9 protein-coding genes are annotated in these 16731 nt (G+C 30.3%); 6 read left to right on the top strand and 3 right to left on the bottom strand.

Features of this window, described 5'->3' with window-relative positions:
* Nucleotides 1–29 precede the first annotated feature (29 nt).
* The 5 genes from AXE80_RS08930 (at nt 30) to AXE80_RS08910 (ending at nt 8552) form a co-directional block, all read left to right on the top strand.
* Nucleotides 30–1340, top strand: a complete 1311-nt coding sequence (locus AXE80_RS08930) for an FGGY family carbohydrate kinase (RefSeq protein ID WP_068826458.1) — start codon at nt 30–32, stop codon at nt 1338–1340.
* A gap of 9 nt (nt 1341–1349) precedes the next feature.
* A complete protein-coding gene (gene fbp / locus AXE80_RS08925; protein WP_068826457.1) occupies nt 1350–2348 on the top strand; it encodes a class 1 fructose-bisphosphatase in 999 nt (332 codons plus the stop codon).
* A gap of 118 nt (nt 2349–2466) precedes the next feature.
* On the top strand, nt 2467–6594 hold the full coding sequence (locus AXE80_RS08920; protein WP_068826456.1) for a hybrid sensor histidine kinase/response regulator transcription factor: 4128 nt from the start codon (nt 2467–2469) through the stop codon (nt 6592–6594).
* 185 nt (nt 6595–6779) lie between these two features.
* A complete protein-coding gene (locus AXE80_RS08915; protein ID WP_068826455.1) occupies nt 6780–8138 on the top strand; it encodes a T9SS type A sorting domain-containing protein in 1359 nt (452 codons plus the stop codon).
* A gap of 72 nt (nt 8139–8210) precedes the next feature.
* Nucleotides 8211–8552: a hypothetical protein gene (locus AXE80_RS08910; protein ID WP_068826453.1), complete on the top strand. Its 342-nt coding sequence runs from the start codon at nt 8211–8213 to the stop codon at nt 8550–8552.
* Nucleotides 8553–8627: 75 nt separating this feature from the next.
* Here the strand turns inward: AXE80_RS08910 and AXE80_RS08905 are convergent, their stop codons facing one another.
* From AXE80_RS08905 to AXE80_RS08895, 3 genes are all read right to left on the bottom strand, one after another.
* On the bottom strand, nt 8628–10520 hold the full coding sequence (locus AXE80_RS08905; protein WP_068826452.1) for a T9SS type A sorting domain-containing protein: 1893 nt from the start codon (nt 10518–10520) through the stop codon (nt 8628–8630).
* Between the two features lie 13 nt (nt 10521–10533).
* Nucleotides 10534–11664, bottom strand: coding sequence for an alpha/beta hydrolase (locus AXE80_RS08900; RefSeq protein ID WP_068826451.1), 1131 nt, complete (start codon nt 11662–11664; stop codon nt 10534–10536).
* A 214-nt stretch (nt 11665–11878) separates the two neighbouring features.
* Nucleotides 11879–12925: a putative glycoside hydrolase gene (locus AXE80_RS08895; RefSeq protein ID WP_083194635.1), complete on the bottom strand. Its 1047-nt coding sequence runs from the start codon at nt 12923–12925 to the stop codon at nt 11879–11881.
* Between the two features lie 625 nt (nt 12926–13550).
* Here AXE80_RS08895 and AXE80_RS08890 point away from each other — a divergent pair.
* Nucleotides 13551–16721, top strand: a complete 3171-nt coding sequence (locus AXE80_RS08890; protein ID WP_068826449.1) for a SusC/RagA family TonB-linked outer membrane protein — start codon at nt 13551–13553, stop codon at nt 16719–16721.
* Nucleotides 16722–16731: the final 10 nt, after the last annotated feature.

Here is a 16731-nt window from a genome sequence, read left to right as displayed (position 1 = left end):
GTTAAATACCCTTTTTTAAAACTAAGAAAATGAAGAGTGTAATTGCTGTAATCGATATAGGTAAAACAAACAAAAAAATATTGTTGTTTGATGAAACTTTTGAAATGGTAAGTAGTCATTCTACTCGTTTTGATGAAGTATTAGATGAGGACGGGTATCCTTGCGACAATATTGTAGCGATAGAGAATTGGATTAAAGAAGAAATTAGATTGGTTCAAACTCAAGGACTATACAAGTTAAAAGCGATTAACTTTTCTACTCATGGAGCAAGTTTAATTTATTTAAATAAAGAAGGTAAAAGAATTGCTCCGCTTTATAATTATTTAAAACCATTAGAACTAGAGGAGTTTAACTTTTTGTTTGAAAGCTATGGAGGTAAAGAGGAGTTTTCTAGAAAAACGGCTTCTCCAGCTTATGGAATGTTAAATACTGGAATTCAGATGTTGTGGTTAAAAAAACATAAGCCTGAAATATGGAATAATGTTGATGCCATTATGCATTATCCTCAATATCTAAGTTATCTATTTACCAATACAGTTACTGCCGATTTTACATCTGTAGGAGCACATACTGCCACTTGGGATTTTGATAACATGAGGTATCATTCATGGGTTAAAGATTATGGTATTAACTTGCCAGAACCTAGTAATGGTACTGATGCTATTTTAACAGAAATAAACAATGAAACTGTAGCAGTAGGATCTGGTTTACACGATAGCTCATCTTCTATTATTCCATTGTTGCAAAAAACAACTGATAAAGAATTTGTTTTATTGTCTACAGGAACATGGATTATAGCTATGAATCCGTTTAGCAAAGAAAAGTTAACACAAAATCAGTTAACAAATAATTGTTTGTGTTTTATGACTCCTGAAAAACAACAGATAAAATCATCTATGCAGTTTTTAGGACGTTTACACGAGGTGTATTTAGAACCTTTGGCAAAACATTTTAATACAGATGTAGATACGCATTTAGAATTAGGTTTAGACTCTAAATACTGTGCTAAACTAATTAAAAAAGACAAAAGAGTTTTTTTAAGTGAAGGAATAGATCAGGATTTTGAAGCAAAGCCAGAGCTGTTAGAAAAGTTTAAAACTTATAAAAAAGCTTATTATCAATTAACTTACGAAATAAGTAAAAAAGTGGCTGCAGGAATAGATTTAATATTAGATAAAGATAACGGATTAAAAGAGGTTTATATTTCTGGAGGTTTTAATAAAAACGAAATGTTTGTTGAGTTTTTGTCTTTATTAAGAAAAGATGTAGAGTTTAAAATATCAAACTGTAAAAGCGAGAGTGCTTTGGGAGCAGCTATGTTGATGAAAGATTATTTATAGAAAAGATTTATGCAAAAAAATACAACTCTAGGAGAGTTTATTATAGAAAATCAGAGTGATTTTTCATATTCAAGTGGAGAGTTATCAAAACTTTTAAATGCAATTAGGTTAGCTGCAAAAGTGGTAAACCATGAGGTAAATAAAGCCGGGTTGGTTGATTTAATAGGTAATTCAGGTGATGTAAACGTTCAAGGTGAGAGTCAACAAAAATTAGATGTTTTTGCAAACAAAACATTTATTCAGGCACTGAATAACAGAGAGATTGTCTGTGGAATTGTATCCGAAGAAGATGATGAGTATATTGAGGTAATAGGGAATAACTACAATAACAAATACGTAATATTAATGGACCCTTTAGATGGTTCTAGTAATATAGATGTAAATGTTTCTGTAGGAACTATTTTTTCAATTTACAGAAGAGTAACTCCTATTGGTACTCCAGTAAAATCAGAAGATTTTTTACAAAAAGGTAATAAACAAGTAGCGGCAGGTTACATTGTTTATGGTACTTCTACCATGTTGGTTTTTACTACAGGAAATGGCGTAAATGGATTTACATTAAACCCAGCCATAGGAACTTTTTACTTATCACACCCAAATATTAAGTTTCCTGAAAAAGGAAATTTATATTCTGTAAATGAAGGAAATTATAGTCATTTTCCACAAGGAGTAAAAGACTATATTAAATACTGTCAAAAAATAGAAGAAGATAGACCGTATTCATCGAGATACATTGGTTCTATGGTGTCAGATTTTCATAGAAATATGATTAAAGGGGGGATTTATATGTACCCTAGTAGTTTTCCTTATCCTAAAGGAAAATTAAGGTTGTTGTATGAGTGTAATCCTATTGCTTTTATAGCAGAACAAGCAGGAGGTAAAGCAAGTGATGGTTACACTAGAATATTAGATTTAGAACCAACAGAAATTCACGAAAGAACGCCGTTTTTTTGTGGAAATAAATACATGGTAGATGAATTAGAAAATTTTATAAATAAGTATTCTTAATTATAAAATTAACACAAGGTTGTAGATAATCTTGTTAGATTCTTTCACCGATGTGTATTTTTTTGATAAATTAGTAGTTCTACTTTAAGCCGTCAATATTTATAGAATTTAAAATTATATGAAGAAATATATACTTCAAACTTTAGCCATACTTATTGTAGAAATAAGTATGGTTTTTTTTACCAATTCATTTTTTGTTTTTTCTCAAAAAATTGAAAGATTTTCAAATTCAGAGGGGTTTAATCAAAATACAGTTAATACTATAGCCAATGATAATTATGGCTTTTTGTGGATTGGTACTCCTAATGGATTAATAAAGTATGATGGATATGATTTTAAAAATATTCCTGTAGATTTTAACAGTCATATTACCAAGTTGTATAGAGACAATAATAATATACTTTGGATTGGTCATAATGAAGGGTTAAATATTAAGGTAATTTCTTTAGAGAAAACATATAAAGTTCCTTTAAAAGAGTCTATAAGTATAAGTAATATAACATCTGATAAAAAAGGTAATATATGGTTTTCTGGGGCTAACAAGTTATATGTGTGTAATTTAGTAGATGCTAAAAAAGGACTTTTTAATATTTCTAATAATTTATTAGAAAATGTAAAAGGGCTTTCTAGCATACATAAGTTTCATATTAATGAAAACAATACTTTATTATTAACAACATCTAATGGAGTTTATGAAGTAGCATATAAAGGTTTTGAGACTGCAACAGACGCTAGCGTTGTTGAGGTTAATAAATTTAAAGAGTTTGATAGAGTCAATGTTACTTCGGTAGTTTTAATTGATAATATTTTTTGGGTTGGTACTATTAAGGGATTGTTTAAAGTAACAGCAGATGGGAAAAAGCTTTTTATTCTTCAACAATTAGAGGTTCCTGGAGAAGATAAAAATGATATAAATGTAAAGAGTATTTACGAAGATAAAAGTGGTGTTGTTTGGGTTGGAACTCAAAATATGGGAATGCTCAAATATTATCCAGATTCAGAAAAGGTAGACTGGTATAACTACAATGTTAGTAATAAATATGGTATTAGTAGTAAGATTGTAAACTGTTTTTACGAGGATGATTTTGGAGTTTTATGGATTGGAACAGGGCAAGGAGGTTTAAATAAATTAAATACACTGCAAAAACAATTTATAAATTATACTCATAATCCTTACGAAAGTAATTCTATTTCGGGGAATTTAACAACTTCAATTCTTGAAGATTCCAAAGGATATTTGTGGGTGTCAACCTATAATAATTCTTTGTGCAGAAGTAATCAAAAAATTTCAGACAAAACAGTTAAGAGTCTTACATTTAAAAAACTAAAGGATAAGATACCAATATCAGAAAATGATGTTATTCGATCAATCTATGAAGATGATAAAGGGTATATATGGATAGGAACAGATTATTCGGTAGTTCTATATGATTATAAAAAAGATGTTTTCAAAAAAATTAAAATTGATTTAAATAAAAAATCAAAAGAGTTAGGCCTGTGTTTTGGAATTACTCAATTAGATAAAAACAGAATTTTATTAGCAGGGAGTAGTGTAGTTGTTTTAGAAGATCCATGGAAGTATATAGATCAATCAACGATTACTGTAAAGTCATCATTAGAATTGGTGAATAACAAAGTATTAAAGGTTTTATTAGATAGTAAGAAAAGGCTTTGGTTAGGAACTGAAAAAGGTTTGTTAAAAGTTAACTATCAAAAGAATTCTTTAGCTATTGAAAAAAAATATAGCCATAAAAACACCAAAGATTTTAAACTGAGCTACAATAGAGTTTTTTCTTTAAAAGAAGATAGTAAAGGAAATCTATTAGTAGGAACTTTTGGAGGAGGTTTAAATATTTTAGATATTAATGAGTCTGGAGAGGTAGTTGGTTTAGAAATCTTTAATAAAGATAATTTCTTATTAGATAATGCGGTTTATGGTGTTCTAGAAGATCAAGAAGAAAATCTATGGCTAAGTACTGATATGGGGATTTGTAAATTAAATCCTAATAATAAATTAACTAATGTATTTGATGTTAGAGATGGATTGTTAAATAATAACTTTAGACAATCGTCATATTTTAAAGGAAAATCAGGCTATTATTATTTTGGTGGTTTAAAAGGACTAACCATTTTTAAACCATCGGATATTGTTTTAAACACCATTCCTCCTAAGGTGATTATTACCAAGCTTAAAGTAAAAAATAAAGACATAGAAATTAATCATAACGATGAAAAGTACAGTGAGTTATTATTAAAAAAATCTATTGTAGAAACTAAAGAAGTTGTTATTCATCAAAATGATCAAATTATAGCTTTAGATGTTGCGGTACAGCATAGTGCCGTTCCTTCAAAAAATAAATTAGCATACAAGTTAGAAGGATTTCATAATGATTGGGTTGAAGAAGATAAAGGAAAAACTACCATTATCTATACAAATTTGTCTCAAGGAAGTTATGTGCTAAAAATAAAAGCAGCCAATAGTGATGGTATTTGGAGTGATGAAATTACAGAGTTAAAAATAAAGGTGCTTCCTCCTTGGTATAAAACATGGTGGAGTTACTTAATTTTTGGTTTAATTATTATAGCTTCTACTTCTGGTGTGTTTATTTATTTTATTCGCTTAGAAAAGTTACAGCAAAAATTAAAATACGAGCAATTAGATAAGGAAAGAATTGATATTGCCAACCAAAACAAATTTAGATTTTTTACAAATATTTCTCATGAATTTAGAACACCATTATCTTTAATATCTGGTCCTTTAGAAAGGGTAATTGAGCAAAATGAAGATACTAATAATGCAAAATATTTGGCCATTATTCAAAAAAACACCAAAAGATTATTAAGCTTAGTAGATCAATTAATCACCTTTAGACAGGCAGAACAAGGGTATGTTAATTTAAATTTAACAGAAACTACGCTAGGAGAGTTTATTTATTCAGTAACTGAGGCATTTGAAAATTATTCGATTGAAAAAAATATTAATTTCTTTTACAAAGTAAATTTCTCTAACGAAGAGATTATTATTGATATAGAAAAAACGGAGCGAATTTTATTTAATTTATTGTCTAACTCTTTTAAAAATACTGATGCCAAAGGTAGCATTAGTATCGAGGCTGGAATTAATCACGTAGGTGATAAAAAAGTTATAGAAATAAATGTGGTGGATACTGGTAAAGGAATCCCAAAAGAGAAAATTAACAATATTTTTGAACGTTTTTATCAACTTGGTAAAAAAGGAGAAAACATCAGTGGTGGTGGAATCGGTTTGGCTTTTTGTAAATCTTTAATAGAATTATTAGGAGGTAGTATTTCAGCCAAAAGTAAACCAGGTGTTGAAACCTGTTTTACAGTAACCTTGCCGTCTAAAAACAAAAATGATTATCAACAAGATGAAATAAACAAAGAAGGAAAGTCTTTTATTAAAGATTGGGTTCCTTTGGTGAATAAGGATAATAATTTGGCTAGCACAGAAGCTAGTATGGATAAGTATAATCTTTTAATTGTAGAAGATGAAGAGGATATTCAGCATTTCTTGTTAGAGTCACTTTCTAATAAATACAATATTACACTTGCTAGTAATGGAGTTGAAGGTTTAGAAAAATTAAAAAATAAGGAGCCTCATTTAATTATTAGTGATGTAATGATGCATGAAATGGATGGATTCCAGTTTTGCGAAAAAATAAAGAAAGATCCAAATACTTGTCACATTCCTGTAGTTTTATTAACTGCATTAGGTGAAGTAGAAGATACTATTACAGGTTTAGAATTGGGGGCAGATGAATATATTAACAAGCCGTTTTCTGTTAAAGAATTAGAATTAAGAGTAAATAGGTTAATAAAAAATAATTTAAGAAAATTAGATCATTTTACTAAAAGTACCGCTTTACCAGATGAGGATAAGATAGAAATACCTGTTAGAGATAAAAAGTTCTTAAATAATATTCTTGAAATAATGGAAGAGAATATTGCAGATTCTAATTTTGGAGTAGAGGAATTAGCAAATAAAGTAGGACTAAGTACTTCTCAGTTTTACAGAAGATTAAAACAGTTAACAGGACAAGTTCCAAATGTGTATATAAGAAACTTTAGGTTACAACGTGCTGCAGAGTTATTTAAAAGTAATAACGGTTACAATGTTGCTGAGGTGATGTATCAAATAGGAATTGAATCAAACTCGTACTTTTCTACATCCTTTAAAAAGCTTTATGGGGTATCTCCATCTGTCTACTTAAAGAATAATTCTTAGAATAAAGATTTACTAATTAAACAAGTATAATATTATTAATTTTGTTGTGCTTGTGTTTTTTTTTAAGGATTTTATAGTGTTTTGCATGGATAGATGCATTAAATGAACAAGAGAATGATTAAATAAAGAAAGATGATAATATAGTGTTTCTATAGTTTTGGTGATAAATTAAAACAACTATTATTATGAAACACAAATTACTTACACTTATCGCATTAGCTTTTTTTAGCATTGCTACTTCGGCACAACATAATTGGTATGATATAGGAACTCAAACTTACTTAACTGCAGTTGCTACTGGATCGGCACCTGGAGGTACAGTAACTCTAGGAGGTGTAACAAACCCTAATACATCAGGAATTAACACTACTGCTACAACTAATAAATTTGAGAAAGCTGCTTCAACAACATCTTATATAAAGGTTTCTTTACCAAATCCTATTTTAGCAGCAAATGTTACCAGTACAATTGTAAAGGTTAAATTGTATTTTGAAGAGTTTGATGATCTACCAAATACTACACTTAGAATGTATTTAAGAGATACTGGTAATGGAAATACAAATAGACAATATGTTACATTAAACTTCGCTGAGGCTGATGAAGGAGTATGGAAAGAATATACTTTTGATTTTAGTGGTTCTGCTGAACCTTATAATGCAGAATATGATGAAATTCAATTGTTTTTTAACTTAGCAAATTCAACAGATACAGCTACCTATTACTTTGATGGAATCTCAGGAAATGTAAGTATGGAAGATCCTGAGTTAGGACAGCTAGTTTCAGGGAATTCTTGGTATTATAATCAAGCTACATCTGATTTTATAGGAACTCCTATTGCTACTTTAGCTACTTTTTCTTCATCAGAAACCAATCCTGATACTTCTGAGTTAAACACAAATGCAACCGTTGCAAAATTAACTAAAAGTGAAGGAGCACATTCTGGGTTAACTTTTGATATTAGTAGCACACCTATTACTGATTTTTCAAGCACTAAATTTAAATTACAAGCTTATTTAGATGTAACAACTGCTACAGTTCAATCTACAAATAATTGTAATATCCGTATAGGTTTAAGAAATAATTCAGCGGGTCCGGCTACTCAATCTGTTGTAAGCCAAACGATAAATATTGGGGAGAAATGGGGAGAATATACTTTTGATTTTAATGGTATATCTCAACTAGAAACAACTTATGATGTTTTGTTTATCTATTTTGTATCACCAGACACAAGTTTAGAAGCAACAGGATTTGAGTTTTATATAGATGCATTACAAGGACCAGATTTAGCTACTTTAAGTTCAGAAGATATCGTACTTGATAATTCTAAACTCCAAATTACTCCTAACCCTGTAAGTACTACATTTCAGTTGACTAATAATGAAAGTGTTGAAACAATACAGTTATATGGAATCTCAGGAGCTTTGTTAAAAATATTTAAAGGTTCTGATAAGTATGATATAAGTGATTTATCTTCAGGTGTATATTTTGCTAAAATTACTACACCTTTCAATTCTACTAAATTGGTAAAAATTATAAAAGAATAAAGAGTAAGTAGGGCAGAATATTACCTTACCACTTGTTTAAAAACAATAAATATTAATTAAAAACTTTAAAAAATGAAAAAAACAATAACAACCTTAGCTATAGCTTTATTAATTAGTGTTGCAAGTATGGGGCAGTCTAATGCAGAGGCTCGAGCAGAAACTTTAGCTAGTAAAGATCTTCAAAAAGTAACAGCGGTTATTAGCCTAAATGAGGAGGAGCAAGAAAAATATTTAAGTATAAAGAAAGCATATTTCATGAATCACTTTAGTTTTGCTAAAGAGTATAGAGATAGTAACCCTGAAAAATTTAAAGAAAAGATAAAGGAAAACGGAGTTAAATTAAATTCAGATATGGTAGCTGCTTTTGGAAGACCACGTGCTGTAGAATTATTGAAAGCAGGTAGAGCAAAATAATTTAGGAATTAAAAGAATAAGAAAACGCTAACATTTATTTGTTAGCGTTTTTTATTTTAAACTATTGTAATTGTTTTAATACTTTATCATCTTCATATTTAACACTGTTTCATTGTTTCCTATTTTAATAAAATATCCTCCAGGAGTTAGGTTGCTTAAATTAATTTTATTGTTCTTCTTTATAAGATATTCTTTATGAACGGTTTGCCCTTGTAAGTTCATTACTGTAAGTGATGAGTTTTGGTGTAAACTTGGGATTTTTACGTTTAAATAATCTACTACAGGATTAGGGCTTACACTATATGATTTGTTTTTTATTAGGCTATTATTTGTTAAGTCCTCAGCAATAGGAACCCATAATTTATTTAGGTATTCAGTTGTTAATATTACTTTAGTATCATCTATTATTAAATCATCTAATAAGGTGTATTGGGTGCCATCATTGCTTAAATCTTCACTGGATGCGTATCCTAGTAGTCTAACATATTCAATTTTCCCGTTGTACTGTCTATAGGTAATTCTATTTTGATAGGTTTCATATTTTGGACTATCTTCTTCGTAAGGGTTGCTAAATGGAAAAGTATCTACATCGTAATATAGGTCAGGGGAAATGTATTCTTTTCCTGTAGTTGTATTTTTCATTAAAAATATAGGAACCATCCCTTTAATTGGACTTGTAAATAATTGGATATCCTGATTTAGCGCATCATCTAACTCTTCACTTTTAATAGTTATCATAGGAGAGTTTTCAACAGTAGGTGATATAAATCCATAGGCTACTTCTGATTTTATTTTGTTTGCTTTTTCTTGTACTTCTTGTCTAGTTCCGTTGATATAATATATTCTGTAATAAAAGATGTCTTCTGGTTTTACATCTATTTTTGCAATAGTGGTAAATAGTGTATAATCACGTGGATTTGTATCTCCTCCAACTTGCGCGCTTCTGTAGTAGATTCTGCTAAGATTATGATTATTAAACTCTTCTTTTAAAATTTTATCTCCAAAAACAATTCCTAATGCTGGACTTGATGCAGAAAGTGTATATTGAGCATAAATAACATAACCACCAGTTTTATCAATATCTTCAAGGTCTCCACTAATTTCTGTACCTGTTTGTCCGTAAATAATTTCAATATCTCCACCGGGTCTACTAATAAATTTACCTCTTAAAGAAGAACTTCTAACTCCTCCCCAAGGAATGTTTAAATGATCTAAAGTATCGGTTCCAAAATTTTCAATTACATATGTAACTTCTAAAATACCTTCTCCTATATCCTTGTATTTGGTTGTATATAAAACTCCTGATTTAAATAATGATGGTAGATGTGCTTGTGCACCCCAATTGGTTACATAGTACGCTTTTTCAGTAGGATTGTAGTAGGATGCCATGAGTGGACTATAAAAGGGAGTGTCTAAACCTTCTGTAATATAAGTACCGGCCCCATGTATAAAATATTTTAATCCTTCGTTAGTAGCTCCTTCTTTTACCTCATCGTTTGTATCACCATTATTTAATGTTAAAGCAACACTTACTGGCTGCCAAACCTCATCATTCCATTGAGAATGACTTTTGTTACTAGGCGGAACACCTTCTCCATATGGACCAATAAAAGAATAGATTTGTCCTCCTTTACCTATACGTAAATCCCAAGTATTATTAGAGTTTGATATATGCTTTAAACGTGCTAAAAAAACATTTTTTTCATCTAAAACCTCTCCCCAAATACTACCAGAAGGTTCGTAGTTAGTAGTAAAAGTGGTATTGTTACTTGGGGTGATTAAATCATTATAATCTTTAAATGGGACATGATGAAAGAAAGTACTATCTAGTGCTTCTGTTGGACTTTGATGAATTGATAAGGTTTCTATATTTTGAGCAGAAACTTTATTGGTAAACAAAAACGCGAAATTGATTAAACAGTATTTTAATACTGATTTAGTTTTAATGAGTTGTAATTCTCTATTCATAGTGTTTTATTGGTTAGTTATGTGAAACAAAGTAATCAACTGTTACTTTTTCTATTTTTTCTTTAGTTGGATTAATGTCAGCACCAACTTTTCTCCAATTGTGCCCAGCATTTTTTACAATTATAATGCTGACAGGAGCACCTATTTTTTCTGCTTTTTCTTGCATATAATAGGCGTGTTTTACAGGGATAGTTGTGTCGCTATCTCCTTGTATCATTAATAAAGGTGCGCTGTTTTTAGTTAGATAATTGATAGGACTCATTTCTCTATACAATGTTAATTTATCTTTAGGATTGGTGTTTGGTTTTAAAATTCTAGGTCCAAACCTATCATGAAAATTAGTTTTATCATCGTGGTTAAATAAACTAGATTTCTCAAAATCACATGGTCCGTACCAAGAAACTCCAGCGACCATTTTGTAACTATATTTAGCTAACAATGGATCACCTGTTAAGCTTTCGTGAGTACTTAATAATAACATTTGAGAAATTTGTCCTCCGGCAGAATCTCCAAATGAGTAAAAACGATTTTTGTTTAATCCTAGTTTGTTACTGTTTTTGGATAAATATAGGAGGGCATCTTTGCAATCAATTACGCAATCTCGCATACTAGTAGTTCCATTTTTTGTCCATAATCTGTAACTTACAGAAACTACACAGAATCCTTTTTCTAAAAGTGCTGTATGTACGGTTTTAAAAGAAGCATTAGAAGCACCATGTCTGCTACCAGCTGTCCATCCACCACCATGAGTATAAACAACTACAGGTAGTTTGTCTCCTTCTTTTGTGTTTTTAGGATAATATATGTCTAAGTATAAATCTTCTTCTTTTGTCTTTTTATATAATACGTTTAGCTTACGTTTTCCACCGGTATTTAAATAAGGAACATGAATTTTATCAACATATTCTTTTAAACTCACTTGTTGATCATTATCTATATCAAATCGTTTAAGTTTTTGCCAACTCCTTTTATTTTCATTTTCAGTGAACTGCCCATCCTTATTTTGATCTAATTTTTGCCAAGTATTTTGAATATATATGTTGCGATAGGCTCCATTAGATTGATCTTCTGTTTGTGCTGCTCCTTTAGTTAAGGGAAGTAACAGCATCAATGCTATTAAAATAAATAATTGATATGATTTCATTTTCTGTTTTGTATCTATTTGTTGTTAGTGTTCTCGAAAGAATAGTTAAAGTACTATGAAAGATGGCGTAGGAACTTTACTATTGTTGTTTCCAGTTCAATTGTGCTGTTTTATTTTTAATATCCAAAACAACATCTAAATGCTCAAAAGAACGGGTGTATACATATCCCTCTTTTTTAGCGAACCCTTTTGGAGCTCCTAATTTTTTCTCATATTAAGGAAAAGTTTTTAACCAAACAGCTGATTTTTCAATACCATATCCATCATGTGGATATATGTAGCTATATTTTTCTGCACAAACCAAGAAAATAGCCAAGATGTAATCTATACGTTTGGTTAAATCATTATTGATATTAATTTTATTTCTAACATCATCAATTCCTTCTTCTGCATTTTTAGAAGCTTCTCCAATTCCCATAGACATGGCAATAATTTTTCCTTCTCTTGCAGATTTTTGAACAGCTTCGATTCCTTTAGCTAAATAATCTTCGTAACTCATTCCAAAGCTTTGATGTTCAAATCCCTCTATGTACGATCCTGAAAAAAACTTTAGATATTCTCTACCAACATCTTTAAACTCTGGACGGACTCTAAGAATGTTTGCAATTAATAAGTTGTCATTTCCTAATCTATGATTTAACTCTTCCATCATAGATAAATAACCAGTTTCAATGGCTTTTTGTTTTTCTATCCCAACACGACTATTGAAAAAAACAGGAGCTAATACTTTAATGTTTGCATCCATAAATAAACCATCAATAGCTGGGTTATTCGTCATTTTAGTCACATGGTCTAACCAATAATCACGAACCTTTTCTTGTGATAAGTCAAAAAATCCAGTTTTTTTATTAGGCATTAAAGCTTTTTCACCTTGCTCATCTACTAAAATTCCTTTGGGATGTTTGTTTAGAAAATCCTCATCTTCTTTATAACTAGGCCAATTGATTACTACATTTTTATAGTATAATATTTTTGCATTAGGATTTAGTTTTTTTACAGCTTGGGCAGCTTTTATAGTTCCTTTTTCTGTAGAACCATAAGTTCTACTACCTGTCGTTTTTTCAAAAGTAATTAGAGGATGTTTTGCTATAAATTTAAGTTCTTCTTTAGTAAATGTTGTTGCCTTACGTAAATGCATATATAAAGGCATAGTATCCCAAGAGAATTCAGGTAGGTTTTTGGTAGACTCAACATTTTGAGCCATGTTTGGAGTTACACAAGCAAGTGTAATAATAAAGAGTGTAATGATGTTGTATTTCATGAGTACATATTATTTTAAATCTTATTGCTGGTTTCGAATGTTTTTAGCTAAGTATATTTTTTAATCAAAATCTATGGATGACGAAAGGAATATATTGCTACTTAATAATTGTGTTTTTTTCTTGTTTTAATTATTTGAAATATTAGAGACTAGTATTTAAAGACTCTTCTATGGTGTTTAGTTATATCAAACTCTATTGTGTTAATGTAATTGTGAAAGGTGCTTTTTGTTCTCAAGAACTATAAAAGGTACTGTGATTATGACGAATAAAAATTAGTAGTTTAATAGCATAAGTATGCGCTATGATTTACTTGTTTTTTGCTTATTTCAATCAGTTAGAATAAAAAATAAAGAAAAAAAAGTTTATAGAGGATTTGATAAAATTAAATAATATTAGTCTTTTGTTGTGTTATTGTTGGTTTTTTGATTGTTTTTTGGGTTTTTTAGACTTTATTTCTGTAGTTGATTGAATTAAGCAAATAAAGGAATGATTAGAGCGACTTAATTCTTGGTTTATGTAGGAATTTAGCAGATGTTAAACTTAATGTTTGTTGATAGCTCAACTGTTTAAGTTTATATAAACAATAATAACTAACTTATTTTACTAAACTAAAAAAAACACTTTATGAAGAAATTATGTGTAATTATTTTACTGGTTTTATCGAGTGTGCTGTATGCACAGGAGCAAACCATTACAGGTACTTTGTATAATGAAAGAGGTTTACCTCTTATTGGTGCAACAGTACTTATAGACGGAACTTCTATAGGGGTTATCTCTGATTTTGATGGGAACTTTACTATTAAGGTACCAGCTCCTGCGGCTAAAAAGTCTTTAAAAATTACCACTCTCGGTTATAAAATGAAAATCGTAGCGATTGGTGCTAAAAGACAATTTAAAATAAGTCTTGAGCCTGATGCTGAAGCTTTGGACGAGGTTGTAGTTGTTGGGTACGGAACTGTTAAAAAGAGTGATTTAACAGGGTCTGTTTCTAGTATTAAGGCAGAAGATATTACAAAAACAGGAGCAATTGGGATTGAACAAGCTTTAGCAGGTAGAGCTTCTGGGGTAGTGGTAAGTCAAGGTTCAGGAGCCCCAGGTTCAGGAGCTTCAATAAAAATTAGAGGGATAAGTTCTTTAAATGGTAGTGATCCATTATATATTATAGATGGAACACCGATGGACAATACATCAGCAGGTTCGTTGTCAGGACAGGACCAAGCTAGTGCAGCAATAAGCCCGTTATCAATGTTGAACCCTGCAGATATAGAGTCAATTGAGGTTTTAAAAGATGCATCATCTACAGCAATATATGGTTCTCGTGGAGCAAATGGAGTAGTATTAATTACAACAAAAGGAGGAAAAGAAGGAAAAGGAGTAATTACTGTTGATCATGACTTTTCTATATTGGAAATACCAAATTTTATAGACTTATTAGATGCAAATCAATATACGATTTTAAATGAAGAGGCATATGTAAACGCAGGAGAGCCTATAAGAAACCAAGTAAGGTTAGATTCTGCTAATTTAGGTTTATTACAGACAAGTGATTGGCAGAAAACAATTATTAGGGCAGGAACAAGCTCAAATACAAATGTGAACTTTAGTGGGGGAAATAAAGATTTAAGGTATTTAATTTCAACTAATGTTTTAGATGCAAAGGGGATTGTAGAAAAAACAGATTATAAGCGTATAGGGAATAGAGTAAATTTAGATGCAAATATTTCAGATAAAATTAAAGTAGGGACTAGAATTAGTTACACACATGTAACTTCTAATCAAAGAGCTATTAGTACAGGAAGTAATAATTTAAGAGGAGCTAGTAGTGCAATTTCGAGGGCGTTAAGAAGCGCGCCAACAAGTAACTTAGATGCTGACTCAGAAGATGAGGGGGTTGATTTATGGACACCTATATTAGCAATTAATGCAAATGATTTTAATAATCTTTTAACACAATATTCAGGAAGTTTATTTTTTGATTATAGTTTTAATAAAGCATTGTCTTTTAAAACAAACTTAACACATCAAGCTAGAAATATAGCACAGAGATATTATCAATATAATATTTTACCTAATGATGTGGCAGAAGGAGGTAGAGCTAAAACCGGAGATTCTAGGTTTACTAGATCTACAATAACAAATACTTTAAATTATAGAAAAAGATTTGGAAAACATAATTTGAATGTTTTGTTAGGGGAGTCTCTAGAGTTTACAGAAATGGAGTCTGTTTATGTTTCTAACTATGGTTTTGCAAATGATTTATTAACTTATTATGCTCCTGGTTCAGCTACGTTTTACGATCCTGATCGAGTTACATATTCTGATAATAGATTGTCATCTTTTTTTGGAAGAATTAATTATAATTATAAAGGGAAGTATTTGTTAACATTAACAGGACGTTTTGATGGTTCTTCAAAATTTGCTGCCAATAACAAATGGGCATTCTTTCCTGCAGCAGCACTAGCTTACAAAATTAATGAAGAAAGTTTTATGAAGGAAATAGATGCTATTTCTGAATTAAAGTTACGTCTTAGTTATGGTGTTTCAGGAAACCAAGCTATACAGCCATATCAATCTTTAGATCAATATGGAAGTGGTCAAACAGGTTTTGGTAATGGTAGTGGAGGAGAAATGTTGAGTACTATTTATTTTGCTACCCAACTTCCAAACAAAGATTTAACTTGGGAAACTACAGCTCAATTTGATGCAGGTTTAGATTATAGTTTGTTTGATAATAGAATTACAGGAAGCTTTGAATATTATAGAAAAATATCAGAGGATATTCTATTTGCAAATAATAGAATACCATCTCAATCAGGATTTAGTACCTATACTCAAAATTATGGTTCTTTAGAAACAAATGGTTTTGAGATGTCTGTAAATGCACATGCTATTTCAACTGTAGATTTTACTTGGACTATTGGTGCAAATCTTAGTACTGGAAAAACAAAAGTTAGAGATATGGCTGCAGATTATGTACTAAGTGGTTGGGATCCAGGATATATTTCTGGAGGAACTCAGCGTTTAATTATTGGAGAAGAAATAGGTTCTTTTTATGGATACAAACAATCTGGAATTGCTCAATTTGAAGATTTTGTTGAGTTCCAAGGACTAACCAAAGAACAACAAATAACTAAATATAATGCAGCTCCTAACGATGCTTATACTTTTGTAAATGATTTTAAAGGTGGGGTACCTAGAAATGCATCAGTAGCTCGTCCTGGAGAGCAATTGTATGAAGATTTAAATAATGATGGGGTGTTAAATGAAAATGATAGAAAAGTAATAGGAACAGCTCAACCAGATTTGACTTTTGGTATTAACAATAGTTTTAAATACAAGAACTTAGATATTAGCTTTTTTGTAGACTCACAAATAGGAAGAGATATTGCTAACATACAGAACTTAGACTTGTTAAGGTTTTCTTCTAGGCAAGGTTTGGCATTGGCAATGGAAAGGTGGACGCCAGAAAATCCTAGTACTACTTATCCAAGAGTTGATTTAGCAAATGGTTCGTTTAGTCCTTTGTTTAGTGATAGAGTTGTAGAGGATGCATCATTTGTGCGTTTGCAAAACATTACGTTAGGTTATAGTTTTCCAAAATCTGTAACAGCAAAATTAAATATTAACAACTTAAGAGTTTTTGGATCTATTAGTAACGTATACACTTGGACAAATTATACTGGTTACCATCCTGATGTTTCTTTAAATGGTTCAGCAGCTACTAGTATGGGGCATGACAATGGAGGATATCCTCTAGCGAGAACTATTAGAATGGGGGTAAGTGTAAAATTTTAAAAATTAAAAA

The sequence above is a fragment of the Wenyingzhuangia fucanilytica genome (genome assembly GCF_001697185.1).
GTDB classification, from domain to species: Bacteria; Bacteroidota; Bacteroidia; order Flavobacteriales; family Flavobacteriaceae; genus Wenyingzhuangia; species Wenyingzhuangia fucanilytica.
This window is presented reverse-complemented; position numbering and strand designations above follow the sequence as displayed.

Coding starts and splice junctions, on each gene's coding strand:
- AXE80_RS08895 (WP_083194635.1), bottom strand. CDS start 12,925: ATGAAATACAACATCATTACACTCTTTATTATTACACTTGCTTGTGTA.
- AXE80_RS08920 (WP_068826456.1), top strand. CDS start 2,467: ATGAAGAAATATATACTTCAAACTTTAGCCATACTTATTGTAGAAATA.
- AXE80_RS08905 (WP_068826452.1), bottom strand. CDS start 10,520: ATGAATAGAGAATTACAACTCATTAAAACTAAATCAGTATTAAAATAC.
- AXE80_RS08910 (WP_068826453.1), top strand. CDS start 8,211: ATGAAAAAAACAATAACAACCTTAGCTATAGCTTTATTAATTAGTGTT.
- AXE80_RS08930 (WP_068826458.1), top strand. CDS start 30: ATGAAGAGTGTAATTGCTGTAATCGATATAGGTAAAACAAACAAAAAA.
- AXE80_RS08915 (WP_068826455.1), top strand. CDS start 6,780: ATGAAACACAAATTACTTACACTTATCGCATTAGCTTTTTTTAGCATT.
- fbp (WP_068826457.1), top strand. CDS start 1,350: ATGCAAAAAAATACAACTCTAGGAGAGTTTATTATAGAAAATCAGAGT.
- AXE80_RS08890 (WP_068826449.1), top strand. CDS start 13,551: ATGAAGAAATTATGTGTAATTATTTTACTGGTTTTATCGAGTGTGCTG.
- AXE80_RS08900 (WP_068826451.1), bottom strand. CDS start 11,664: ATGAAATCATATCAATTATTTATTTTAATAGCATTGATGCTGTTACTT.